Here is a 25,830-nt window from a genome sequence, read left to right on the forward strand (position 1 = left end):
TCGGAAGAGGCGGCCATTCTAGCGATTTAATTCTCAGTGTCAAACACTTATTTGGAATTAATTTCTACTTTCTAAAAGTAGAAGCGAATCATCGCTTAAAGCTAGTTGCCTTACTAACATTCTTCGCTGAAGCCTTGTAGCGTCTGCCGTGTCAGTGAGGCGGCATTATAGAGATGCAGCTCATATTGGCAAGCAATAAATGCGTTTTTTATTGAAAAAAGAGGTTAAGCGAAGACATTTCAACCAAGAGCTTATTTATACCACTTTCACCCCAAGTTCCGAACAGATTACCCACAACGACCTGTGGATAACTACTCTCCTCTATCAAAAAAGTAAGATAAACGAGCCCTAGGGCTTAGATATTCTCGAACTTGTTCAGGTAATTTGCTTGGATGAACGGCATTAACGATTTTGATCTCTTTAATAAAGAGGTCAATGATCGGAGCTTGGGTTCTTGGCACGCTAGGATCATAGATAAGTACATTTGGATAAAGCATATGTTTAGCGTTAACGGATATCACAATCCCAATAGAATCATTTGAAAGCTGTACTACAGTTCCTGGTGGATAGACTCCCATGAACTTAACTAACAGCCCCAAGTTATCTTGGCTATATAGGTGCTTGCAGCTCTTATATAGGTGGGACAGTGCCAAATACGGGATCATTTGTTGAGATTGCGTTTTACCATGGCAAAGGTTATCAAATGCATTAGCCACGGCGACTATCTTGGCAAACTCATCAATCTCATGTTCTTTTAAGCCCTCGGGGTAACCAGAACCATCATTCATCTCATGATGTTGAGCGATCACCTTTTTAGCACTTTCAGGAAAGTCATCAATTGCCGATACAATATCCGCACCGTATTTAGTATGAAGCTTCAGGTAGTTCTCTTCTGGCACCGTTAGTGCACTCTGCTTTCTTAGTATCGCGACTGGTATTTTGATCTTGCCTACATCGTGAAACAACGCTGCGAATGAGAGGTCTTTCAATTGCTGTGTGTTATAGCCTTTGGCCTTACCTATCATCAGTGCAACAACCGAAACATTTAGAGTATGAAAGTAAATATCTTCGAAATCCGCTTTAGCATTCATAAGGTGCAAGGTGACGTTATCATCGCTCACTAGAGTTTCAACGATATCATCAACAAGAGCCTTAACCTCCCCTACCGCATCTAAAGGTCTGTTACGGATCTTGGTCATCACAGATCGCATTCGAGCAAGCGAACGTTCAAACTCTCTCTCACAATGACTCACCCTGCGGCGGTAAGAGCTAAGGGTTTCGATACGCTCATGCTTATCTTTCCACATTCTTTCCGTTTCAAGGCCTACCTGTGAATCAATATCGACTTCTTGTTCACCTACGTGATTAACAGGTAAAGGTGAGGTATCACTTTGACTCAGGTTTATATAGACGTGCTTAATCCCAAGATGTCGAATTACTTTTACTTGAGCGTCATCTTTGATTTTAAAGCTGTTGAATAAAAATGGGTGTTCATTCCATTTTACGGGGAGTCGTATATGCAGACCGGGCTGAATGCGATCTACGGTAATCTTTATGCTGCCCATTTTTATATATAATATTGATGATTAATCTCTATTTATAATTCTAATAAAACCAAGCAGCAATTTCACTATCCAATTTCACAGGCTCAACTTAAAGAGTCGCAGTGCACCATCCAGCGTATACCGAATTTATCTTCTACTTTGCCAAATCGAGCCCCCCAAAAAGTATCTGCGAGTGGAGTCATTATCCGCCCTCCCTTCTTGAGCTTTTCAAAGATTTGTTCTTGAGTCGCGGTATCTTCAGTCACAAGAGAGAGAGCGAGATTGTTGCCTTCAAGTTCTTTTGCCTTAACACCATCAGACATCATCAGCTTCATACCAAACGCTTCAAACTCAGCATGCATCACCCAATCAGGTTGAGCCCCCTCGACTACCTGTGGTGCATCACTAAAAAGTTGCTTAGATAAAACCACACCACCAAAACACTTATGATAAAAATCCAATGCTTCACTACAACGACCATCAAAAAATAAGTAAGGGGTTACTGTCAGCATATTTCTCTCCTCTGTTAGTCCTTTAAACATAGACAATAGAAGGGAGAATGTCAGGTAACATCATGATTTAAGATAATTAATTCATTATCAGATCGAATAGCGAAGGGAAACTATGGGATTTAGGAGTGACACATATAGATCCGTCTGATTGAAGAAACCTTCATGCCGCCACCACGAAGGCAACACTTCCTATACCCCAGATACAACAAAGCCCCGACTTTCGTCGAGGCTTTATCATTTGAATATGGTACCGGTAGGCGGACTTGAACCGCCACGCCCGAAGGCAACGGATTTTGAATCCGTCGTGTATACCAATTTCACCATACCGGCATTATCTTGGGGCGTTGCCCTTTCGATGCTTGGCATTATACGTATGCGAACTGATGTGGCAAGTATAAAAACTTGAATTCATGTGTGTTTGCCGATAATTTCGCCACTAAGTCATAAGCTGTGCGTTATGTCTCTTTTCACGCTAAGCCTTAAACTATATTCTGACGCCTCAATTTTTGAAGAAGTAATAACACCATGACATCAACAAACACTCTGCCACCAGCAGGAGTAATGCGCCGATTTGGTGCTTTGTTCTATGACGCCCTTATTGTAATCGCTATTGAAATGATGGAAATGCTACCGCAGAGCTGGCGACGGAATTGATAAACCATATATAGCCCCTCAAACAGTCCTCCAATCGCTTCAACACACTACCTCTTCAAAATCCCGTTGCCTTCGGGCGTGGCGGTTCCATCAAAGCAGATCTAGTCGAACTACATTCAAACTCATTTCTGGACAACACCTTGTTAGCCTACCCTCTGGTACTTAATTTAAAACTTACGTGAATTCACCAAAATAAGAATAATAATCTAAAGTGAATTATTGTGAGCAATCTTAAAAAGATTAACAGATTAGATTGTGCCACCATTTTTTCCATGTACCTTACCTACTCTATTGATTTATAACCATTTATTAAAGGTAAATATGAACAAAGTAATAGTTAAGGGGATTACTGTAACAATCATGGCAGTTATTTTGTCAGCTTGTTCAGCTCGAGTCGATCATTACACGCCATCAGCGGATAATGCTGTTGCACTTCGCAGTATTGACAAAAAAGTTAATGTTAGTGACATCACGGCAACAACAGAAGTTACAAGTGTAATGTGCCGTCTAGCTAATCCTGTGATAATGCCAAACTCTGAAGCTATCAATGAGTACATTGAGAATGCATTTATTGATGAGCTAAAGATGGCTAATAAGTTTGATGAAAATTCAAAAATCACGCTATCAGGTAATTTAAATAGCACCACATCATCATCTGGTATGACGGACGGTCACTGGAGCTTTGATATGAAAGTTGAAAGCTCTAATGGCGAGTCTTTTAATGTAGTGCACCGACATGAATATTCTGGTAGCTTTTTGGGCGGAGTTGCATGTAGAGAAAATATGCCCGATGAATTTGAGCCAGCAGTAGAAGAGCTAATCAACGCAATTGTAACAGACAGTCGTTTTACCTCGCTTCTAAACTGAAAACTGCATAAGTATCACTTGCAAAGTGCGATTTTTAAGTGAAATTCTCGACCCAAGCATTTAAGGCTGTATTCTGAATTCAGTGTAACATCTCAAACAGGATTACCATTAATATCGAGGCTGAAGCATCAGCCTCTTTTTTAATGTCCTAACTCATAATTGGACAGAAATGATTTAGGCCTAGTGTTCTAAAGCGTTTATATCGCATTAGGAAAAGTATGTTAATGCCTTGAGCGTTTATTAAATTCATTGCGAGTTACTATCAGTTCTTTTCCACTTCGTAGTAATACCGAATTGCCATACAAAATTTTCGGACGTCTAATTTAATGAGCCAGTTATGCTGATTATACGTACCTTTTAAAATACAAAACCCATTCCAGTGTTTTTTAGTACTTTCATTACTTACTAGTTCCAACTCAAAAGCTTCAGCATGAATAATTTTATTACAACACTCCCTTAGTGAAGGTCTAAATTTTCCAGAAATTACTTCAACTATATTCGGAAAATGCTCATAAGCTTCAATGTCTGATGAGTAAAACTCTTCTCCTTCTTCAGGTTCTTCATCAGGAGAGTATGTGTCCTTATATATTCGAGTTTGAGTTGCACATTGAATTAGCAATGAGCTAACATTTTCGTGTAACCAACCTAAATATTCGTCATAGGAAAAATCCAATTCAGTAATCTCATAGATATATCTTTTTTCATTTGAATATGAGAGATGTAATGCCTCGATATAACTACGGCTTCCCGATACAATTTGTTCTAATAACATTGAATCACTGAATATTTTATAAAAAGATATTGAATGCCCCATGATGCTCCTTAAGAATATAACGTTCCAATCAATTGCACACTTTACAGTAATTAAAGCGTTGAAAAACTTTAAACCACAATCGCAGAGTTTAACTGAGTCAATTGAGTTGGATTGTTAGCTTGATAATGTAAATTTAAAACCTGTTTCCTTAATGTGATATTCAATCGAATGCGTTGAATCAACTATCTCCATACCAATCGTTAATGTCTCACTCGTTCGTCGTTCTGGATCTAACTCAAGTATCAGTACAATATTTTCACGAATTAATTCAAATGCCCTATTAAACATGAAAATTACCTTTTGCGAATTCATTGTTGCAAATACGGGAGCGCCATTTGCAGTTACACCCATGCCTGGACACAGATATTCTGTTCCATCATTTACTGTTACGTTCGCATTAGCATGTTTCTTTCGTAGCGTTTTATATTCCAATTCAGTCAGAGCAGCAACATTACTTCCAGATTTAAAAACAGCCAATTCCTGAGGCCAGTTCTCGTGGAGAATTTCGATAATGTCTAGATCAGACCATGCCCCATGATGAAAGAACCCTAGGATGTGCGCATTAGATTCAGAAAAATGAATGAACAGTAAATTTTCCGTTCTTTTAACATATCCATCATTTTCTAGAGTTTGTCCTAGATGAAAGTGTTGAATTCCCCAGTGAGATAACATGTCATCATCGTAATCTAGCTTTTTTAAATTTCTACTTTGGTATTTTTTTATATTATTACCATTTTCAATGTCACTGATAATTTCTTGATAAGCAGACTGATAAATTTGTGGGACTGTTAAATCATTTGCCTCAAGAACTGTTCTTGGCTTATTATCAAGAATTCTGCATTTATATCTCTGATACAAATAAATAGGGTCATATGCGCCAAGGCTATATGTTCCGAATTCTTCGGTAAGTTTTTGATGGCAATAATCTGTGTAATCATCCAGAATCTTATTTATAACTTTCATATTACCTCGTGAAGCTAACGCCCCAATCAATTGCGCATTGCGCTGTAACCAAAGCGTTTAAAAAACTTTAAACCGCAACTGCGAAGATCGATTGCGTCAATTGCATTGGATTGTTAGAACTATGAAAGCACCGTGTATATCAAATCACCATATCCACACACCAAAGTCGCAATTAAAGTTAAAAGTGACGCAATTGCTGGCAACGGCCTAACGAAAACCCGATATTTATCTTTGGTTTGGACTGCGTATGGAGGACATCCATCTAAATCATCGACATCATTACTCATTTTATAGACGTGATAGTCCGCTATGACTAAAAAGACAAGCATGATAGATCCACTTCTTTGAAACCATAAAGCTGGCTTATCGTCAAAAAAATTAAACCAACCATTCCATCCAATAAGAAAACATAAACACACACAAATGAATCCAGTTAAAGAAAATAATATTCCTTTTCTATAAAGGTTTGTCCATGAATTATTTTCTTCGTTATCCATTAATACACCCCATTTTTTCATAGTTCTAACAGTGTCTTTTCAGCACACATTGTCTTTCTAATATTTTAGAAAACACAGATATCATAACAGCAACATACTGTTTTATATATCTTATTCTTCCTTGCTATCACAAATTACAGAACATGTCTTCATAGTCGCAAATGCTCAACCAAGCTCATAATCTGCTATTAGGGAAAGTTGGTCAAGAACTGACATGAGAGAGTGGTCATAAGTCTTGAGCTAAACGATTTCGGGGCAGTTTTTTGCCAGCAGAAATCACGCTGATATATCGACTTAATGGTCAGATATTCGCCAGCAAAAGTCTCACTAAAACTACTTTTCTTTCAAATAATTCCTTAATCGGCTATGAACCAGTTTCTCAGTCAAATTATCTTTATAATTAAAGTAGATAATATCTATACCATTATCTTTACTTCGTTGTAGCTTTTCTTTGTCTCTCTGTTTAGTAGTTTGTAAACCTTCTCTCCCTCCAAACAGTTCTACGGCAACATAATGCTGCTGCCCCTGATACTCGATAGCAAGACCTAATTCAGGGATGAAAACGTCATATCTTTGCCTCTCTAACCAATAGGGAGAAGCCTCACGTTGTACTACATATTGAGGAAATAACACTTCGATATAGTTAAAGAGCAGGGTTTCATTTATCCATCTTTCTCCTATTCTTGCCACGCCTTTCAGCTCCCTGACTCGATTTTCTGCTTCTTTTTCGTCGATTCCTTCTTGAATCTCATATTTTCGAATATATGCACCATATTTAACTTTGAACGCAGACCCATACATTTTATGGCAAAACATAAGATCGGAGTTTTTTTCAGTACATAAGTGACAAATTGAATCTCTAAATGATTGATTAATTAGTGCGTCTTTAATATGAGGATGTTTTACAGGCAATCCTTGTTTATCCTTCGCGAGTGCGTCTTTAAAGCATGAACAGAAAAAGCTATGACCTGAAATTTTATTGTAAAAGGTTTGTCTCCACTCCCAGACTCCCAATTTTGAAGGCAATAGCAACTCTACAGGCGTTACAAGCAAGTTCAGTTTCTTCAAAAGAGCATGAGGAAACTCTACACTAAGCAAAGTAGTGGATGACTTATTTTTTGTCTTCAGCTTACTGTTCTTAATTTTGTAACGCTGAGTTGCTCCTCCACCATATTTATGGCTACCCAAATGAATAAACGTAGGTAGGTAGATTTCAGTCACTTCTAAGTCTATATCTTTGCTACAACTCAACTCGAACTCTACGTATGGGAGTGTCAGCCTACCTCGATTTATGTATTCCCTAAGTGACAAATGCTCATCATAAAATTCTTGCTTATAACGATGCTTCACATCAAAAACAGGTATTAAATTAGGTGTATTAAGAAAATGACAAAGGGCTTCGTACAGATCTTCCGCTACCGTAGAATATTCTCGGTTGAGATTTTTAAGGCAAAGGTTAAGAAATTCTTCTTCGGAGAATTCGTACCGTAATTCCATATTTAAACCTTTTAAGTTTCGCCATAACCTGGACTGTATAACCACTGAGAATTATAGGTATCGGCATACCAAACTATTTATATAGTCAGTCATTAGAGAAAGTAGGTCAATTTATGACAAGAGAAATGTGTCCTAAATTTTAGGCTGGCAAACTTCGGGGCAGAAATGAGTTAAGTAACACTTCTATCACGATGTGATCACTAACCGATTCTGCCTACTCCCTGCGATTATAATTTGCACATATATTAACAATCACAGGTGTAGCGACACTTCGGATAAGTCGAACAGCCATAAAAACTCTTACCAGAATTAACTCCCCTTTTAGCAACACGCATCACAAGCTTAGATTGGCAGCTAGGGCAAACTCTATCTTCAACAGCCGACACTCTTTCAGGTTCAGGTATTACTGGTTTACTCAGAAAGCTGCGTCCATCTTCGACCATGTGGACCAGCTCACTGCCATTAACCAACCACAAGCGCTTATCAACTGCGAAAGCAATTGCTTCAGAAGTGAAATCAATAAATCTACCGTAGATAGATGTTACCCAACCCCACTCAGGGATTAGGCTTTTTATAACTCACATAGGTTCCTAGGACTTTCAGACTCAACCACCCAGCACTCACTGCTATGCTAATTATCATTAATATTCAACCTCTTACCAGAGTTATTTATTAGTTTAGTTACGTTCGACGAAAAACAGCATCGTTTTCAAAGTTCCCATATCAGCCAAGGGTTTCCACCTTAGCTCAGATTCCAACTTCCCATACCCAACTTCAGAAAATCTAAAATCATCGCACTACCACTCATTCACCTCACATAACCACGACACTCACACACCAAGCCTACTCGAAGTTACATTCAACACCAGATTTACACTGTGGTATAAAGACTGACACTTCAGATACTTATAAAACACTTGGTCATAAGAGAATAACGATGAGTCAGAAAAATGAATCTAACCATGTAGAAATCATAGATAAAGAACTCGAAGAATACTTCCAAGCAGAAACCGCCGACCAGACCACAGAATCAACCGACGTTGAACTTGACGAATTTCTAGAACAAGAGCAAACCGATGAATACTCAAGCAAGGCCGTCGATGAAGAGCTCGATATCTACTTCGAGAATGAAAAACAATCACCTTGGCAAGCACTCAAAGGTAATGATGAAGCCGTTCACATTGGTATAGACAGCGAATATGTCTACAACGAAGAAGAAAACCGAAACGACATTCTGTCCTATCAGTATTACCTAATCGCAGGTGAGCACCACATGAGCGATGTGATACTGACCCCTGTTGCTGAGGTAATTAAGAAATCTAGAGCAGCAAACAAGAGTCGTGAAGATGAACTCAAAGCCATCAACAAAGTTAAGAAACCCCGTAAGAAGTTTGAAGAATTTTTAGTTGAGACACTTCAAGCTGCTATCGGTCGTGGATTCATTAAAGGCTGGCCTAAAGACATCTATATCTACGCACATTACCTCAGAGCAGATATGGTGTCCTTCGAAGCGTTCTGGGATACCAGCCAAAAAGCAAAACTGGAGGTCATTAGAGGCACCGTCGCGTCAACCCGTGGCGCATACGGCATCGATTTAGACGCAGTAGGCAGAACAAAACAGGCTTCAGAACCTGTTCATTTTACAGACAAGCATGGTAAGAAACGTGAGAGTAGCGTGCGCTTTGTAGATACATTACTACTAAGCCCGGGGCAAAGTGGACTTGATAGCATAGGAGAGCTGATTCATATACCTAAAGAAGTAATCCCAGAGCCTTACCGTAAAGATCGAATGGATGAACTGTTAGTTTCAGATGAACCACTCTTCCTCCGCTATGCCCTAAGAGATGCCGAAATAACAGTTAAATACGGATTAGAGATGCAACATTTCGCCCTCGAAGACATCAAAGCATCACTCAAAGATAAAGTTCCAGAAGAACGGTTAGATAAACTTCAATTTAAACATCTACCATCAACACTAGGTAACTTCTCAGTATCACTCTTCAAAGCACTCACAGGTGATAAAGACGCATTAAACCAAGCACTCGGTATGGAGACCAAAACGATTCAATATTGGAATCAAACTAAAGGTCGAGTAATGCAGAAGAAAGAAACTGTCATCACAGCAGGTCGTCGTATCTTCGAACAGCTCAGTGTCGATTGTTTTCATGGCGGCAGAAACGAATGTTACGTGTTTGGTGGCGTAAACTTAGGCGACTACAACGATTTTGACCTTGCTACGGCCTACGTCAATGCGTTAATGGACATTAAACCCGTTTCGTTTGAGAGAAGCTTCACCTCAACAAACATCAATGATTACCTTGGTCACAAGATGGGGTTTGCTTATGTTAAGTTCAGCTTCAATAAAGACACTACGAAATTTCCATCCCTTCCAGTAAGAACTGAACTCTATGGATTATATTATCCACTAGAAGGTTACTCTTACTGTACAGCTCCCGAAATTGAAGTCGCACATAACATGGGATGTGATATTGAAATTCAGTTCGGGGTTATTGTTCCATGGATTGAAGATAAAGAACCACTCTTTAAAGGCTTCACCGAACTCATCAGAGAGCAAAGACAAAAGTACACCGATGAGAACGATACATTTAGACAGAAGCTCTGGAAAGAGATTGGCAACACGCTGTATGGTAAATTAGGGCAGGGACTGAAGGGAAAACGGGGCTTCAACACATCAGATGGATTAAGTAAAAACATACCGCACTCTCCTGTTACTAATCCATATTTTTCGGCCAGTGCCACTGGTTTTGTGAGATCCGTTCTCTCAGAGCAATTAGCAGGGATTCATAAACACCATGGCGACGACGTTACCGTTGTAAGTGCCACAACAGATGGGTATCTCGTAGACTGTACCGAAGAACAACTCCACGTTTCAGGAACCATCAGCAAACGATTCAGCAAGATCTGTGAGCAAACGGGTGACGGAAAGATGATCAAGCTTAAGCACCATGCAAAACAGATCATCGCCATGAAAACCCGTGGTCAACTAACAGGTGAACACGGTGAAACAGAGCCTGTAATCGCAAAAGCAGGCGTCAAACCACCAGAAGCAGCACTAGCATCACCTGAAAAAGAAAATGCTTATATGGTCGAACTGTTCTTAGATCGCTATCCCGGACAGAAGATCCCTAACAACTCGTTGATCTCTCCACGCGATATGTATCTCAAGGATATGGATCTGATAGAAATCCAACGAGAAAAGACACTCAACTTAGAGTTCGACTTTAAGCGTAAACCCGTAAATCCTCGCATGACCAAAATCCGCCATCCAAAAGGTCACATCGTCGAGCATATCTATTTCGAAACCGTACCTTGGAAGAACGAGCAAGAGGGACAACAGACTCGCGCATTGTTCGATGGGTGGAGACGTACTAACTGCCTTAAAAATATGAGCGACTGGGAAGACTGGATCGATTACAGCAAGACGAAGCCACTACTTAAAGGCTCACACATTAAATATGAAGAAGATGGTTCACACGGTGTCTTACTCAAGCTTACATTGAGAGCACTATCTAAAGAGAGCTACGGACTGACCAAAACCATTAAAGGTAAGAAACTCACCCTCAAACAACTTACCGAACTGTTTAACAATGCAGGATTTGAAATCGCTCCGAACGCTATCAGTAATTCACGACAGGCAGCTTTCCGCCCTAATGTACTCGCTGCAACCCCAAGACTCATACCGCTATTACATTGGTTAATTGAAACGTTCCCTGACATGGAGATAGAACACTTTTTCCATAAAGACGAACTGGATGAAGTAAAAATGATGCTGAAGGACTCGTGATAGAAGTTATAGATAGCAGAAAAAACAGTGGTTATCGCTAAGGTGTAATTGTTTAAACTGCTGACTTTAAAGAAAAAACAACCTATTAATGGATGTTGTGTCTTGATAGGAGATTAGGTTTACGATTTCGTGGTGAGATTACTGATGTAATCAGCGGTGAATTGCGTGACCTAATTACACTATCAAGATGCAACATCCATTTTCTTTCCTAATGCTATGATTTAAATGAAATTATTCAATTCACGCTGAGTTAGTCTATCGTGATTTTTGACACTATCAATGGCAAACAGGTAACTGTCTATTATTGACCAACCTCACGAATGAGATCTAAATCACGGAAATAAAACATAAAGAACCTTGGATTTTCCTGTTCAAAAAACATACCGCCACACACCTAACAGACTCTTAAACCGATTCTACCGAGGGATTAAATCTGCCTTTTAAGTGACAAGCAAACCGGTAACCCCCTCTTTAAACACCTTTTAAACGCTCATGCGCCCCCTTGTAATCCACTTCCCGCCCTTTCTCTAGAAACATTCAAAAACAAACATAAGTACCTGAATTATATGAAATTTATCATTTGACCACATGGGTAAAAGAAGTTTAAATGGAGCTCTTTCTAATCTGGAGTAAAGAAAATGACTGATAAAAATAAAGCCGTAGAGCCCACCGATAGCCGTCTAAAAGAATTAGCTGATGCAGTAGTTAACGACTTGTCGAACGCTGGAGCTGCTCGTGTTGTTGATAAAGAACAGTGTGAACAAGCTCAGTACGATATTGGTGCTGCAATGCATGAAGCTAGACAGCTCTTCCAAGGGAACAAGAATAAGTTCGGTAAATGGCGTGATGAAAATATTATCGGTAACGGTAGACGTACGGTTGATAAACGCACGTTAACGCGTTGGACAGGTTTATCTGATTTTGGAACGTTGGAAGAATGTCGCAAAGTGGGATTTACCAACATTTACAAGCTATCGAGTAAACGTTATGCCCCTTTACGTGAGCAAATTAAACAACATCTAGAACAACACCCCGATGTTAATTCTGACACCATCAATGCAATGTTGAAGGACTTTGCAACTCAGTTAAAAGTTGAGAAAGAAAGAGCTAATCAATCTGAAAGTAATGGTCTTCTGAATAAATTGACTGAAATGGAATCTCGCTTGAAAGAACTTGAAGACGAGAACGATAAGTTACGCCAACAGTTAGAAGGTCAATCCCCCCTTGAAGCTGCATAACTTGTTACCGAAACGACATTATGACGTTTCGGTTTTGCTATCGACTATTAAGGAGCGTTCATGGCAATCGAAGTAAAAAAGAACACGGTGACTGTATTCAGTGACAAGTTACAGGTGTCACCAAGTCTCATAGCATCAATCAACAAGAACAAAAACCACGTTAGTGTCAGAGCAGGAAACGGGAAGCAGTTAGCCCACTTAAAACTTAAAGATGAAAAGAGTGAGAAAAAGCTCGAAGCATTGCATTCTGAGTTGGAAAAGCTCTGCATTCGTGATGCTAACTACTGGATAACCCTTCCAACAGGTAGTTGGGTACGTAAGAACTCTATATTGGGTTACGAACAACATCAAAGCTCTAAATACAGCGGTGTCATTCTGCGAACCCAACACAACCGTATTTTGTCTTTCATCCCTTGTGATGATTTGGATATGACACATTTAATTATCCAAGAAATGCACAAAGCGACTGAGAGTAAAACCCCATCTCGCCGTTACAAGCCAAACTGGAATTTCTATAACCAAGCAGCTTAATGTTGCTCAGATTAGCCCTTAATAAACTCTGGAGTATGACTCATGAAACCTAAAACACCGACACGTTATAAACGACTAGTAGATACGTTTTTAAAGGATTGTAATAAAGGTAATCAACCACGTATCAAGCGAAAGAATGAAGTACAACGTGCAGCTGAAAAAGTCGAATCTCTACACGGTAAAATCCCTCGTTTGGGTATGATAATGCGTAAGTTACCTGATAATTTATTCCATGCTTATGAGCCAAAACGAAACTCATTTGGTTACAAGGAAACCGCTGAAAAATTGCAAGAAACCATCAATGAGGTAATGGGACGTAACATGTTCTAAAAGAAAAAAATATGCCCGTATTATTGACCAGACCTTACCCAGATTTATTGCCGATGATTGCCTACATCGAGGTGTTAACCAAGACGTTAACACCTCAACCCTTTCTAGTCCTCCAGTACCTCATCAATCAAAATTCCTGCTGAAAATCCGCAGATTGTCCCAATTAACATTCCATATGGCCCACCAAATCGAAGACCTATAGCACCACCAAGTTGAGCAGCTTTAAATCCTAATTCCTTCCTACTTTTAGATAGAGTCTCTGATCCTTTTTGTGGTTCAGAATAGTTGTCTTTATCCACGTACTTACTCCTTTTCTGTAGATACGAAAAGGGCCATGCTCAATGAAGAACATGACCCTTTAGAGCTTTTGTTAATGCAGTTTTAGTGAGAGTGACCACACACCTGACAGCTACCATCATCATATGCACGCTCACCGCATGCTGGACAAGTAGTTACTAACTTTGTAATCGATTTAATCGCCATGTAAAGGCTCCTTCTTGTTGGTTTATTGGGTGTTGCGGAGCTCATTGATACCTCAGCCTAGAGAGTTCCAATTTCGTAACTGAGATATCGTGAGCCAAGCTCCGCAACAAACCTTATTGTGCTTTACCTTTCGGGGTGTCTGAGGTGCATTTCGTCGTATCAGTGACATGACCATTCATGGTTCCACAGACATCCGCTTTCCATTGAACGATGACACCGTAAGACGCTGTATTCTGAATACCTGCTTTACCATTCCATTGCGGCTCTAGCAGTTCTTTCATTTTCGAGATATCGCCCGGATTACCGCCGAACGTGCCACCTGCAAATACTGAAGATGCGAAAAGCGAAGTTAGACCTAGCAGGATGATTGATTTTTTCATTTTTGTTTTCCTTAAATACGTAATGACGCCGCTTATAAGAGACGGCGTTAACGTGATTGATGATTAGTTTAAAGAGGGTGAACGACAGGGTGTGTCGCTCAGGTGTAGAAATATTGAAATGATTGATGAATGCCTTGTAAGGCATACCTAGAGGTAGCTAATGAAAGGTATAGCAATATCAGTAACCTTATGAAAATTCGCTAGAAATAATCAGGTTCTTTCTCAGTGCGACACCACCTGACGAGTGACCTATCTACAATGCGTAGAATGAAAGAGCATGACAAACTAGCGAAACGACTTGGCATCATCCTTACCCGTTTGAATACGGGTGAGAAATTGCATCTAGAAGATTTAAGTCGTGAATTTGGAGTTGCAAGAAGGACGTTAAATCGGGACTTCAACGAACGGTTAAATTACTTACCTATTCAGCGTGACGGTGCTTGTTACTTTCTAGACCCACAAGTGCTGGGTAGACAGACCAATAATGAAGTGTCATTGCTGTTGATGAAAATGGGGTTCGATACGTTGTTTTCCGGTAAGCACTACCTAAGTAATGGCGTACTGAACAACAAGAGCACCCCACCCTTTCTATTCAAGAACCCTCAAATTGAAGACATTAGCGACAATGCTTCGGTGTTCGAGAAACTTATCGAATCGATACAGCGACGAAACGTGATCAGCTTTAGCCATGAAGGGAAAACCTACGATGAGTTCCACAGCTACAAACTGTTGAATGAACGCGGATTGTGGTTCATTGTCGGGACACACAGAAACCGCCTAGAGTCACTCAGAGTCGCTAAGGTTCGTGAGTTAGTGCGTTACGAGGGTAAATACTCTCCTAACCCTAGCATTGAACAGAAGCTGACTGGTTGTGGATATGAAGATGAACTATTCAATCCCGTTGAAGTTCTTATACAGATGAGCGCTAAAGGCGTAGAAGCTTTCTTAAATGAAGGTAATGCAGATGACTTCCGAGTATTGAAAGAGCTAGATTCCGGTGATGTGTTAATTAGTCACCAAACCAAGAACATACCAGAGTTACTACGCCAATTTAAAACATGGTTACCTCATGCAGAGGTGCTCTCACCTGATTGGATACGTTACTTGTTGAAGCAAGAGCTCCAAGCGTATCTAGACTCAACCAAGTAGAAGATACAAAGTAGATTGAAGCGCGTCGTTGGGCTTGTTGATGGTTCGTTGAGATTAAATGTAACCACCAAGACATAATGTCGTTTCGGTTCTCTGTTGTAGTCGCCCCGTGTCATAAAGAAACCACTATGCAGAGGTTTGTAAGCTTTGGATGCTAGATATAGGAACTGGGGTATTTTACGAAACTTCGAACCGATACCAGTTAAGGGAAGACTCAAAACGATGCTGTTTTTCGGTGAACGGTGACTAACTAATAAATAACTGCGCTTTGAGCAGGTTATTATATAGGGGAATTACTATGAGAACTGATGCTAGAACTCTGCTTAAAACCACTGAATCCAGTCCATATCTGTTTATCGTCGATATCACCAATGTCGCTGTGGTGGTTACCATGAGTCAGATAACTTGGTTGTTTTAGCGAGAGTGGTTTTAATGGATTAAACTTGTCATTGAGCTTATAAATTGCAAGTTTCCATTCCAATCAATGCTTATCTCGATGTCGTGGTAAAACGCCCGTTCTGACCTTGTTTCTCATATCAAAAGTGAAAAAATGGCCAAGTTGTCATACCTAGATGTAAATATTCACTCCTATTACTTCGACATAGCAATAGGAAACTATCTGACAATAAGACTCAAAAGAACATTGCCATGCAGTAATAAATATCTACCTAACAAATTATAACCCTTGAAAATCAGTAGATTAGCACCCATTACAATAGCTTATTAAATTAATAAGTTAGGAAATGACAATAATGACTCAATTCAACAAAGAAGATTGGCTATTAAATGGTTGTACTAGTGAAAAGCTAGCTAAATGCAACGCAGCAGCACATGCTCATGAGGCAATTATGGGAATGTGTACAATGTCAGTCGACGCTGACCACTATACGATTGAAGCTGGAGCTGAGTTCCTATCGAATGTTGAGGGTCAGGAAGTTCTACACTTGGAGTTCAAAGCGTATAGTGATTTTGAAGACTCTCGCTCTGTCGCCCTGATTTATGAGAAAGAAGATCTTGTAATGTACTGCTCAGAGTTTTCATTTGGTGATGATGAAGAAGCTTACTTCGAACCTGTACAACCTATGACAATTCAAGGTTTTTTCAAGTACTTGAACTCACTACCAAACATTAAGAGTTACGCTCTTCCATCAAGCCTTGACAGTAAAGAGCAACAAGCTCAACAAGCCCTGATTGAACTAGCAGGCTAAACCTAAACACTCGCTCCCATTGCTTCCAGATAGCAATGGGAGTCTTTAATAACAAAACGCCTGCTACCCAAATGAAAAAGGCTTCCCATCACACCATGAGTTACATGGGACAATGGGAAGCCTTGATTTCACTAGGAAGTGAGAGGCAGATTTTATGGTGCATACATGATGCTTTCAACTTGATTCGTTAGTGATGGACTAATCCACCGTGACTTTTATCTCATCAAAACAGTCCATTCCGATGTAACTTAGAAAGTTGGATTCCCACATCGAATAGAACTCCATTACCTCACTACTTGTTATTGGTAATTCCTGAACATAGGAAAAGCTCGCTGTCCCACATCCGAAGTTGAAATCCACCTCTTTAACCAGTTCGGGATAGGGACCACCGCAATACGCAAAGTCAGTAATGTAATCAAATACCCATTGGTCATAGAGTCGAACAAGCCTGATTTCAACAGGATGAAAACCGCCGTCCTCAGAGCTGTAGCTTGTATCTCGGAAGTTAATCACGACCGATTGGATCATGGGTGTCCATTTGCCTGATTCGCTGATCACTCGGTTTAAAGTATCTTGAAGATCGACACTTACTGGCAGCAGTAAGCGCTCAACGTCAAAAGTTAAGTTCATAATAAATTCTCTTTTAGTTTGTTAGGGATGCACTCTTGTGTAGTGCGAGGTATGAAAACTAGGAAATGGCTTGGTTCGAGGTGAGTATTCTGATCTCGTCATTAACTCTTCCACTGATAACCCAAGAAATTTGAAATCCGTCGAGTGGTGATATCAGTGGTGACTGTATTACTCATCGTTCGTTGGCGTTAATCACCTGATGAAGTAAACAGATTACAACTCATCGACTTAGCAAATTTCTTCTGTCGTCTTACTGTCTGGTAGGATTATTTTTTCTTAGATGTGGTTTGAGATTTGGCGAGTGCCAGTAATGCACTTTTCTTATCTTCGAAGTCTGTTGAAAGTACATGTAAGTAGCGTGATGAATCCGTTTTTGATGCTAAACCTAAGTCCCTAATTATCACAGAACAGAACGAGTGGTTGTTTGCCGAGCCACCATTGAATAGCTGCTTGTACAGCTGACTCTTCCATGGTTTATCTTTCTGCGCCTCTATCAGTTCAAGCATGGCTTTAACAGATAGCCACTCTTTTGAATGAAGCCCTGCACCACCTTCCTGCCCTGTAATCCTGAAGTAGAGTTGCTTTTCTTCATTATGTAACGCCACTTCATACAAGACCTTGCCAGTCCCTGCTAATTTCGGCGCTGCACCTGTTAATACGATTTGTTCGAAATGATTAATCTCTTGGTGCTGATCACCTTGAGTGCCAGCATTAGGGAAGTCTGGGTCTACTTTGCGTTGGTTCATAGATATTCTCCTGTCGGTAATAATGCGAAATATTGCGGTGTGAGTGACGACTAGCTATCAACGTGAGCGAGTAGCGTCTGGATTGGATGAAGTTGAGAGTTAGAATGCCCGGCTAGGTAACAACCTGAGCCATGGTCGTTAAGGACACCTAGAGCAATGACCATTGAGCCGATAAGCAACACGTATTCTGGGTGATTAGTGACGAAGTTAATCAGGTACTTGGCTTGTTCATCCATATTATCGAGGTCTTGATTGGTATCGCTCTCATCGAACAAAATCAGGGTGATGCCTATTTCGTCCCAACTGTTCTCTAACTCATTTAAGTCTCCATCTGTCGCTTCAGTTAAATGGCCGATTAGATTGTCCTTATCAGAGCTCGCCATTTTCAATGCCATTAACTCTGTAAAAGTTTTTATTACTTGCATGTATTTTCCCTTATTCCAGATACGAAAAAGCCCCTACTAGCGAGAGCTGGTAGGGGCGTATATATAATTCTTATATATGTTTGATTTTAAGGTTAAAACTATCTAACTGATACGGTGTGCCAGTCTTGGTGCCTGTTCTTTCAATATCGAAGACAAAGTGTCCGAGCTATTGAGCAGTTTTTGTTGGGAATGTTTTACATACCTTTGGGTGCTACTCAAGTCTTTATGATTCATAAGACGTTGCACCGTTAAAACATCAACACCATTCTCGATTAAATTTGTAGCAAAGCTATGACGTGCCACATGAAAGCAAACCTCATGAGGATTCTTGATACCTGCCCTCTCCTTGATACGCGTAAAGGCATTACGCGGTTGTGATATGTAGCTTCTCTCCTTTCGACCAAAGAACACGTATGGGTTGCCTTTCTGCCTCATGTTTAACAGCTCCCGGAATAACTCAACCATGAAGGGTGTTAGTGGCACCGTCATACTGGAGCCGTTCTTGGTACTTTCTACAAACATGGTTTTATCGATCAGACTGATATCTTTCCATTTTCTGGTGCGCAGCTCAGAATCCCTACACCCAGTAAGGAAAAGAAGTGCTATGAAGTTTCCGGTTACACGGCAATAGTAATCTCGTGATGTACGTATCACTGCTGCTGTTTCTTCCATGGTTAAGTAGCGAGTCCTCATGTTATCTGGATTGATAAGCGAGACCTTATCGCCGATATAGGGGATGTCTAAAAGGCGATATGCTTCCTTTAGGATCGTTTTCATCAAGGCAATAGTACGATCGACCGTGGCTGCTGCGTACTTCTTACCGGGGCGATACTCCGTTGCTAATAGCTTTGCTTGAACTTGATGAAGATGGACGCCAGTTATCTTATCGATAGACTTCGTATGTAGGTGCTTCCAGTGCTCAAACCTAGCTATATCATCACGCCACGTTTTCTTACCTTTACTTTTCTTAGAAACAATAAAGGTATCGTGAAAGAAGTCATACAAAGTAGGGACTTGGGTTTCAACTTGCTTATCCCTTTCAAGTTTCGGGTCGATACCATCGGCGATTTGTACCTTTAACTTACGTGCTTTGTTGCGAACCGTAGGTAAGTCGATATCTGGCCATTGACCGAGTGCAATGCTGGATTTATTTTTTGAGATTGGCGATATAAACCGTAGTAGGAAGCGCTTCTTACCAGATTTACCAATAAGCAATTTCAAGCCCTGCACTTCGGTATCAGAGACTTCATTGTTGGTGGATTTAGACCGTCTATCGTGGGGTGGAATGTTGTTAAGTTTAGTTGGGGTAAATTTGAATAGTTTACTCATGTGAATACCTCAGTGGTTAACCAAGGTCTTCATATATGCTTTCAAGTTATGCAGGATCGGGAGACTTTAGTTTTAGTTTGAGGTTGTGACTCGTTTTTGCCCCATTGTTTGTTGATGCAATTATTCAGAAGCAGATAGTGTCACTGGAATTGCTGTACTTATATTTATGGTAAGAAGAGGAAATAATAAATGAAAGGATGCGACCATAAATAAACCTAACTTCAGGAAAAGTGCCCCGTAGAAACGCATAGCTATGCGTTTCTAGATCTTAGATGGTGGACTACAGTTGATACTTCGCCTGCCATTTCGTAATACGAGCTTTATCACGATTTTCGTAGGACTGAATTGCTGGCAATAGCTCTAAGTTGAACTCTTTTTCATTATCATGACTTATAGCCGTAAGAAGCATAGTATACCAAGCGGTGACTCCCCCCTGCGGCGGTGACTTAAATTTTGGAAAGTCAAATGTAACACCTTCTCCCTCTAACCATTCATTTGGTAAATCAGGTCTGAGTATCAATGCTCGCCCAAGACCAATTGAGTCCGCTGCATTTATAGATAAGGCATCTATTACTTGCTCCCGCTTTTTAAAGCCCCCCGTCACCACTAAAGGAATATTTGTTAATCCTTTAGCCTTTACTGAAAAATCAATGAAGTACGGGCCGTTTGAAGCGCTGTCAGAGCTGGATTTTGCCCCAGGAAAATATGATCCGCCACTTATCTCAATCAAATCAATAGAGGTTGTGTTGAGAAGGGAAATGACCTCTAGTGCGTCTTCTTGAGTTAAACCACCTTCGAGCTGATCTGAGCAATTTATTTTTATACCAATAGGGAAAGTACCTCCAACAGTACTTCTCACTTCCGCAATTACTTCAATAATAATACGGGAACGGTTTTCTACCGACCCTCCATATAGATCCGTTCGATGATTAAAGAGTGGTGATAAAAACTGACTTAGTAGAAACCCGTGGCCTGCATGAATCTGTACGCCAGTAAATCCTGCTTGTTTCGCAATTGCTGCGGATTTAGCAAACTGATGTGGTAATAAGGCTATGTCTTGCTCAGACATCCCCTCACACTCGAAATCTCCAATACAAAGAGCTGAAGGCCCTTTGGGTTTACTCAACGGTTGATACGCCAATCCACCTGCATGCCCAAGTTGGGGCCAGATATGTGCGTTATTAATTGCAGCACGTGAGGTCAATGCTTGTAGCTCTTTAATATCAGACTGTTCGGATAATACGAGATTTCCTGGATTTTCTGGAAATAGTGCGTCAATTTGAACCTCTCCAACGACCGATAACCCAATACCGCCCTCTGCCCAGCGTTCATAGAGTCGAGACTGTGCCTGAGTAGGGTTTCCCTCTCCATCAGCAAGTGAGTCAGACATTGCTGATTTCATTAGACGGTTTTTAATGATGGCGCCACATGGGAGCTCTAAAGGACGGTTAAGTAAGTTTTCGGTGTGTAATGGTTGGGTCATATCTGCCTCTCTGAGCACCATTGTTATGAATAACAGTAGAGACATTGTTCCAGACTTTAAGTAAACTAAAAAGACACTAATGATTAATATACTTTTAAAAAATATTTAATAATGAATACGTCAGATCTCTATCTATTCATTCGAATCGTGGAAACGGGCAGCATAACCGAGGCTGCAAACCAACTGAGTCTTACTCCTGCAGCAGTCAGCACTGCGCTAAAAAGACTCGAAAAACAGTTAGAGGTACAACTACTTATCAGAACAACCAGACAACTGAGAATAACGCCACAAGGAGAGCAGTTCTTGTTTCATTGCCGTCAGGCACTAGCTAGTTTGGAACAAGGCCGTATAGCCGCACATCAGACACAAGGAAAAGTAAGTGGTAATCTCAGATTGTCCGTCTCATCTGATTTGGGCCGCAATACACTTTTGCTGTGGATAGAAGAGTTATTGAATGAGCACCCTTTATTATCGATTGATCTGACAGTAGGCGATTCTATTTCAGATTTTTTTCTCGAACAGGTTGATATGGCTCTTCGCTATGGGAAGCCAGAAAATTCATCGATGGTTTCATTTCATATCGCGACCATGAGCAGGATCACTTGCGCCTCTCCAACCTATATATCTAGATATGGAGAGCCAATGCATCCTGAAAACTTGAGGGAGCATAATTGCTTATTACACCGCAAGGCTGGTCGCTTGTTTAACTGTTGGGAGTACGCTAACCACTCTGGTACATACAAGGTTAAAGTAGGTAGTAACCGAATCAGCAATGATACCGATATAGTTCGTAGATGGGCAGTTAATGGCAAAGGAATAGCATATCGCTCTCAGATAGATCTCTACTCAGATCTTAGTAGTGGGCAACTTGTACAGCTTTTACCAGACTTTGAATCACCATCGGTTGAGCTAAATCTAATCTGTCCAAGCCGAGAGCAGGTTAGTCCTGCTGTTATTGCTTTTCGGGAGTTGCTTAGGAGGAAGGTATCTCAAATCGTTTCCTCATAAACTTGTTGAATAACCATGCAGTATCTCACCATTAAAAATAGTAGCCGTCAAAATCAGCCATGTTTGGAATTGTTCAGAACCGACCAAAAATACCTCCTGTCGAAACTACTGCATTTTTATTTTTGGGATACGAGAAGTTATCCAAAGATTGGAGACTGTCTGTTGCTGCTAAATCGGAATTGTCCAGAAACGTGCTAGATCATCTTAAGGGATCACCATCCGGTACATTTTAAATTAAGTAGCTCTCCAACTAACATAGGAGCTCCTTGACTGTCTTTTCTCGGCATACGACAGTAGCATGACAGTACCTTTTCGGTTTTGCTGTCTTGAACATCTAACCATTAAGCTTTGAAGATATTCTAAAGTGGAAAGACGGTAACGCGTTTCAGTTTGCTGCTTTGACCGCAGTGACCAGTAAAGCTTAGGTTCTGGTTTTGTTGCTCTATGTTTAAGTTGGACAGGAAGTTGTCAGTAGAAGAAAAATAAAAGAAATTAAGAAGGGATATTTTGAAGTGTGATGGAGGTTGTGTTCTTGCATATTCTGAATGCAGAAAAGCCTCGATAAAAATCGAGGCTTTTCATTAAAATTCTTTATAAATCAGTAACTTAGGAATTTTTGAATCCGTCGTGTATACCAATTTCACCATACCGGCATTATCTTAGGGCATTGCCCTTTCGATGTTTGGCATTATACGTATGCGAACTGATGTGGCAAGTATAAAAACTTGAATTCATGTGTGTTTGCCGATAATTTCGCCACTAAGTCATAAGCTGTGCGTCATATCTCTTTTCAGGCTAAGCCTTAAACTATATTCTGACGCCTCAATTTTTAAAGAAGTAATAACACATGACATCAACAAACACTCTGCCACCAGCAGGAGTCATGCGCCGATTTGGTGCCTTGTTCTACGACGCTCTGATCGTAATCGCTATTGAAATGTTGGCGGCTGGCGTCATTGTCGCTCTGCTGCACGCGCTCATGGCTCTCGGCATTTTTAACCACAGCGGATATGCCGATGTTAGTGACTTCTTAACCAACCATCCGATTTGGAGCCCAGCGTATACTTTTTACTTAGTGGTCGTTTGGGTTTACTTCTTTGTGTTCTTCTGGACAAGAGCAGGACAAACTCTGGGAATGAGAGCCTGGAAGCTACGCGTTCAAAACAAAGACGGTTCAGCTATTACAGTAACTCAGGCGCTGATTCGTTTAGGTACTTCGGGATTTGGATTGGCAAACCTATGTGTTCCATTCGATCCACAAAAGCGTGGCTTTCACGATATCTGGGCAAAGACCGAAGTCGTTGTGTTACCACAAGCACGATAGCGTGATTTAAGTTAGCTCTAATCAAGATCAAAAAAGGAAGGCGTTATACCTTCCTTTTTTCTATTTACAGTTTCCGCCTCAAGAGCATGACTGCTATTCCGAGGAATACTACACTCGGGGCTAGCGCACCAAAAGCGGGGGGAATTTGATAAACCAAACTCACAGGACCAAAAAACTCACTGGATATATAGAAAGTAAAACCAGCGATAACACCAGAAAGAATCCTAGCCCCCATGGTCACACTACGTAGAGGGCCAAAGATAAACGACAATGCCATCAACATCATGACCGCTATCGAAATAGGCTGAGTTATCTTTCGCCATAACGCCAGTTCATAACGTGACGCATCTTGCTCTGACGCCTTCAGATAAGATACATAATCATACAACCCACTTAAAGATAGCTCTTCAGGCTTAACCGTAACAATCGCAAGTTTATCTGGGGCAAGAGATGTCTTCCATGAATATGTAGGGAGGCTTTCTTTGGTAATTTGAAGTTCGTTTTCGAAAGATGTGATCTCGACATCGTTCATTGTCCAAACGTTGTCTCCAACGTAATCGACCTCTTCAGAATATATCGCCGTCTTAAGTGCTTTGTTTTCATCAAAGCGCCACATGTTCAAACCATATAGCTTTTCATCGTCAATTTTGACAACAAATATAAAGTCATTGGCATCACGAGCCCAAACACCACTTTGCGTCGAAATAATATTACCACCAGCAATCGATATAGTTCTTAAATCACGAGCCATTTTCTGCGCTTGCGGTGCGCCCCACTGACCAAGCAATGTCACAACGATCATCAGTGGGATTGCGGTTTTGAGTACCGATAGGCCGATATCTAACTTAGAGAAACCCGCAGCCTGCATTACAACGAGTTCAGAACTTGCAGCAAGCATACCAAGCCCGATCAATGCGCCAAGCAAAGCGGCCATTGGAAAGAACATTTCAATATCACGTGGGATACTCAACAAAACGAAATACAGCGCTTGTAATAGATCGTATGTACCGCGACCAACCTTTCTAAGCTGCTCTACGTACTTGATGATCCCAGAGAGGCCAACAAACGTCACCAATACCAGCGACGTCGTTGCGATGATGGTTCTGCCTATATATAAATCGAGAATCTTAAACACGGCTTAAGCCAACCTCTTATTCTTGAATTTTTCTTTCAAACGCCTTACTGGCACGCTATCCATAAAGTTTGCACCAATCGCGACAAATAACAATAACGCATTGATTGGCCACATGCCGACTACCGCAGGGATACTCCCCTCTTCAATCGAAGATTTGGTTGCACTAATTGCTAAGAAATAGGTTAGGTAAATTAGAATGGCTGGGCCAATTTTAGCGAAACGACCTTGTCGAGGGTTCACAGCAGACAGTGGCACAACAAGCATGGTCAACAATGGAATACAAAGCACCAATGAAATTCGCCATTGTAATTCTGCTTTCGCACTGTTTTCTGGATTACCAATCAGTTCAAGCGTAGGAATGGCTTCCCAATCTCGACCTTTTTTCTCGACTTCACGTTGGCCTATTAGGCCCTCGTACTCCTCAAAGTGTGTCACCATATAGTCAAGACGTGTTGGAACACCTTCATGTCGAGTGCCATCGTACATCACAATGACTTGGCGACCATCGCTGAGCTCTTTTACATCACCTGACTTAGAGAACATCACGCTAGGCAATACCGAATCACGTGGTCGCATTTGAGCAACAAACACATTTTTTAACTTATTACCGTCGATATCATCAATAAAAACGACAGAAGAACCATCTGGCGTGCCTTCAAACTTACCTTTTGGCAGCAAATCAACGCTGTTCTCTGCAGCCACTTCTTCATACATTTGTTCAACTTTATCTTGTGACCACGGAGATAGCCAAAATGAGTTAAAAGCGGCAACAGATGCAGTAATCAAAGCTAAATAAAGCGCAGATTGGATAAGAAATTTATTACCAATACCCGTGGCGTTCATTACTACTATTTCACTTTCAGCGTAAAGACGACCAAAAGTAAGTAAAATACCAATATAGATACTGAGTGGAAGCATCAGTAAGCCCATCGCTGGCATATTTAGGCCAACGATCGACAATATGAGGCTCGCAGGAATATCACCATCAGAGGCGTCCGCCAAAACACTGATGAATTTTTGGCTGAGAAACACGAGAAAGAGAACAAAAAAGATCGCAAATTGGCTCTTGATTGTCTCGCGGATCAAATATCTAACAATAATCACACTCAAATTACCTATACAAAACTTGTTTTTTTGATTGAATCACTATAATTTCCCGTTGAACCTTTTATTTTTTTCAATTTTTAGCTAAGTGTCAGTGTTCTTCTTTAAGGTTAGTTCCATTATAGGATCCAACAAGTAAGAACCCATTATCTAACATTTAGTTTGATTTGTCTT

The 25,830-nt window shown here is 40.6% G+C and carries 24 protein-coding genes, 1 tRNA gene and 2 pseudogenes; 10 read left to right on the top strand and 17 right to left on the bottom strand.

Annotated features, from left to right (window positions below; genetic code table 11):
* Positions 1-311: 311 nt before the first annotated feature.
* The 3 genes from WR49_RS13845 to WR49_RS13855 form a co-directional block, all read right to left on the bottom strand.
* On the bottom strand, positions 312-1,565 hold the full coding sequence (locus WR49_RS13845) for an HD-GYP domain-containing protein (RefSeq protein WP_046224413.1): 1,254 nt from the start codon (positions 1,563-1,565) through the stop codon (positions 312-314).
* A gap of 83 nt (positions 1,566-1,648) precedes the next feature.
* Entirely contained in the window at positions 1,649-2,056 is a 408-nt protein-coding gene (locus tag WR49_RS13850; RefSeq protein WP_046224414.1) for a VOC family protein, read from the bottom strand.
* A gap of 245 nt (positions 2,057-2,301) precedes the next feature.
* A tRNA-Leu gene (locus WR49_RS13855) sits at positions 2,302-2,386 on the bottom strand.
* A gap of 195 nt (positions 2,387-2,581) precedes the next feature.
* Between WR49_RS13855 and WR49_RS21355 the strand changes: the two are divergent.
* Together WR49_RS21355 and WR49_RS13860 are read left to right on the top strand one after the other, a co-directional pair.
* Positions 2,582-2,677 (top strand): annotated as a pseudogene (locus tag WR49_RS21355) (RDD family protein); the annotation flags it as partial.
* A 354-nt stretch (positions 2,678-3,031) separates the two neighbouring features.
* Positions 3,032-3,577 (top strand): hypothetical protein, encoded by a 546-nt coding sequence (locus tag WR49_RS13860; RefSeq protein WP_046224415.1) that lies wholly within the window; start codon positions 3,032-3,034, stop codon positions 3,575-3,577.
* 262 nt (positions 3,578-3,839) lie between these two features.
* Here WR49_RS13860 and WR49_RS13865 read toward each other — a convergent pair whose 3' ends face one another.
* The 5 genes and pseudogenes from WR49_RS13865 to WR49_RS21070 form a co-directional block, all read right to left on the bottom strand.
* Positions 3,840-4,391 (bottom strand): hypothetical protein, encoded by a 552-nt coding sequence (locus WR49_RS13865; RefSeq protein WP_052715040.1) that lies wholly within the window; start codon positions 4,389-4,391, stop codon positions 3,840-3,842.
* A gap of 114 nt (positions 4,392-4,505) precedes the next feature.
* Entirely contained in the window at positions 4,506-5,354 is an 849-nt protein-coding gene (locus WR49_RS13870) for a hypothetical protein (protein ID WP_046224416.1), read from the bottom strand.
* 119 nt (positions 5,355-5,473) lie between these two features.
* Entirely contained in the window at positions 5,474-5,851 is a 378-nt protein-coding gene (locus WR49_RS13875; protein WP_156155679.1) for a hypothetical protein, read from the bottom strand.
* Between the two features lie 333 nt (positions 5,852-6,184).
* Complete coding sequence (locus tag WR49_RS20820) at positions 6,185-7,348, bottom strand: hypothetical protein (RefSeq protein ID WP_052715041.1); 1,164 nt, start codon at positions 7,346-7,348, stop codon at positions 6,185-6,187.
* A gap of 245 nt (positions 7,349-7,593) precedes the next feature.
* A pseudogene (locus WR49_RS21070) lies at positions 7,594-7,866 on the bottom strand (topoisomerase DNA-binding C4 zinc finger domain-containing protein); the annotation flags it as partial.
* Positions 7,867-8,285: 419 nt separating this feature from the next.
* On the opposite strand from WR49_RS21070, the gene WR49_RS13885 reads away from it, so the two are divergent.
* The 4 genes from WR49_RS13885 (at position 8,286) to WR49_RS13900 (ending at position 13,252) form a co-directional block, all read left to right on the top strand.
* On the top strand, positions 8,286-11,153 hold the full coding sequence (locus WR49_RS13885; protein ID WP_046224418.1) for a DNA polymerase: 2,868 nt from the start codon (positions 8,286-8,288) through the stop codon (positions 11,151-11,153).
* Positions 11,154-11,791: 638 nt separating this feature from the next.
* Positions 11,792-12,391: a hypothetical protein gene (locus tag WR49_RS13890; protein ID WP_046224419.1), complete on the top strand. Its 600-nt coding sequence runs from the start codon at positions 11,792-11,794 to the stop codon at positions 12,389-12,391.
* Between the two features lie 60 nt (positions 12,392-12,451).
* On the top strand, positions 12,452-12,922 hold the full coding sequence (locus WR49_RS13895; RefSeq protein ID WP_046224420.1) for a hypothetical protein: 471 nt from the start codon (positions 12,452-12,454) through the stop codon (positions 12,920-12,922).
* 42 nt (positions 12,923-12,964) lie between these two features.
* Positions 12,965-13,252 carry a hypothetical protein gene (locus tag WR49_RS13900; protein ID WP_046224421.1) on the top strand — a complete coding sequence of 96 codons (288 nt, stop codon included), beginning with the start codon at positions 12,965-12,967 and terminating at the stop codon, positions 13,250-13,252.
* Positions 13,253-13,356: 104 nt separating this feature from the next.
* On the opposite strand, the gene WR49_RS13905 is transcribed toward WR49_RS13900, so the two are convergent.
* Both WR49_RS13905 and WR49_RS13910 read right to left on the bottom strand, forming a co-directional pair.
* Complete coding sequence (locus tag WR49_RS13905; RefSeq protein ID WP_010434944.1) at positions 13,357-13,551, bottom strand: hypothetical protein; 195 nt, start codon at positions 13,549-13,551, stop codon at positions 13,357-13,359.
* A 297-nt stretch (positions 13,552-13,848) separates the two neighbouring features.
* Positions 13,849-14,115, bottom strand: a complete 267-nt coding sequence (locus WR49_RS13910; protein ID WP_046224422.1) for a hypothetical protein — start codon at positions 14,113-14,115, stop codon at positions 13,849-13,851.
* A gap of 267 nt (positions 14,116-14,382) precedes the next feature.
* Here WR49_RS13910 and WR49_RS13915 point away from each other — a divergent pair, with 267 nt between their 5' ends.
* Complete coding sequence (locus tag WR49_RS13915) at positions 14,383-15,264, top strand: helix-turn-helix transcriptional regulator (protein WP_046224423.1); 882 nt, start codon at positions 14,383-14,385, stop codon at positions 15,262-15,264.
* Between the two features lie 752 nt (positions 15,265-16,016).
* Entirely contained in the window at positions 16,017-16,472 is a 456-nt protein-coding gene (locus tag WR49_RS13920) for a hypothetical protein (RefSeq protein ID WP_046224424.1), read from the top strand.
* A 198-nt stretch (positions 16,473-16,670) separates the two neighbouring features.
* Here the strand turns inward: WR49_RS13920 and WR49_RS13925 are convergent, their stop codons facing one another.
* The 5 genes from WR49_RS13925 to WR49_RS13945 all read right to left on the bottom strand — a co-directional run bounded on the left by WR49_RS13925 (position 16,671) and on the right by WR49_RS13945 (position 21,085).
* Positions 16,671-17,102 (bottom strand): DUF2787 domain-containing protein, encoded by a 432-nt coding sequence (locus tag WR49_RS13925; protein WP_046224425.1) that lies wholly within the window; start codon positions 17,100-17,102, stop codon positions 16,671-16,673.
* 266 nt (positions 17,103-17,368) lie between these two features.
* A complete protein-coding gene (locus WR49_RS13930) occupies positions 17,369-17,848 on the bottom strand; it encodes a hypothetical protein (RefSeq protein ID WP_046224426.1) in 480 nt (159 codons plus the stop codon).
* A gap of 50 nt (positions 17,849-17,898) precedes the next feature.
* Positions 17,899-18,273, bottom strand: a complete 375-nt coding sequence (locus tag WR49_RS13935; protein WP_046224427.1) for a hypothetical protein — start codon at positions 18,271-18,273, stop codon at positions 17,899-17,901.
* 102 nt (positions 18,274-18,375) lie between these two features.
* Complete coding sequence (locus WR49_RS13940) at positions 18,376-19,602, bottom strand: site-specific integrase (RefSeq protein ID WP_046224428.1); 1,227 nt, start codon at positions 19,600-19,602, stop codon at positions 18,376-18,378.
* A 280-nt stretch (positions 19,603-19,882) separates the two neighbouring features.
* Positions 19,883-21,085, bottom strand: a complete 1,203-nt coding sequence (locus tag WR49_RS13945) for an NADH:flavin oxidoreductase/NADH oxidase family protein (protein ID WP_046224477.1) — start codon at positions 21,083-21,085, stop codon at positions 19,883-19,885.
* Positions 21,086-21,196: 111 nt separating this feature from the next.
* Between WR49_RS13945 and WR49_RS13950 the strand changes: the two genes are divergently transcribed.
* Together WR49_RS13950 and WR49_RS13955 are read left to right on the top strand one after the other, a co-directional pair.
* Positions 21,197-22,093 carry a LysR family transcriptional regulator gene (locus WR49_RS13950; RefSeq protein ID WP_016798105.1) on the top strand — a complete coding sequence of 299 codons (897 nt, stop codon included), beginning with the start codon at positions 21,197-21,199 and terminating at the stop codon, positions 22,091-22,093.
* 847 nt (positions 22,094-22,940) lie between these two features.
* Positions 22,941-23,417 (top strand): RDD family protein, encoded by a 477-nt coding sequence (locus tag WR49_RS13955; RefSeq protein ID WP_017055298.1) that lies wholly within the window; start codon positions 22,941-22,943, stop codon positions 23,415-23,417.
* 64 nt (positions 23,418-23,481) lie between these two features.
* Here the strand turns inward: WR49_RS13955 and lptG are convergent, their stop codons facing one another.
* Together lptG and lptF are read right to left on the bottom strand one after the other, a co-directional pair.
* A complete protein-coding gene (gene lptG, locus WR49_RS13960; protein WP_046224429.1) occupies positions 23,482-24,552 on the bottom strand; it encodes an LPS export ABC transporter permease LptG in 1,071 nt (356 codons plus the stop codon).
* Between the two features lie 3 nt (positions 24,553-24,555).
* On the bottom strand, positions 24,556-25,656 hold the full coding sequence (gene lptF / locus WR49_RS13965; protein WP_046224430.1) for an LPS export ABC transporter permease LptF: 1,101 nt from the start codon (positions 25,654-25,656) through the stop codon (positions 24,556-24,558).
* Between the last annotated feature and the right edge of the window lie 174 nt (positions 25,657-25,830).

The organism is Vibrio sp. ECSMB14106 (genome assembly GCF_000972265.1).
GTDB lineage: Bacteria > Pseudomonadota > Gammaproteobacteria > Enterobacterales > Vibrionaceae > Vibrio > Vibrio kanaloae.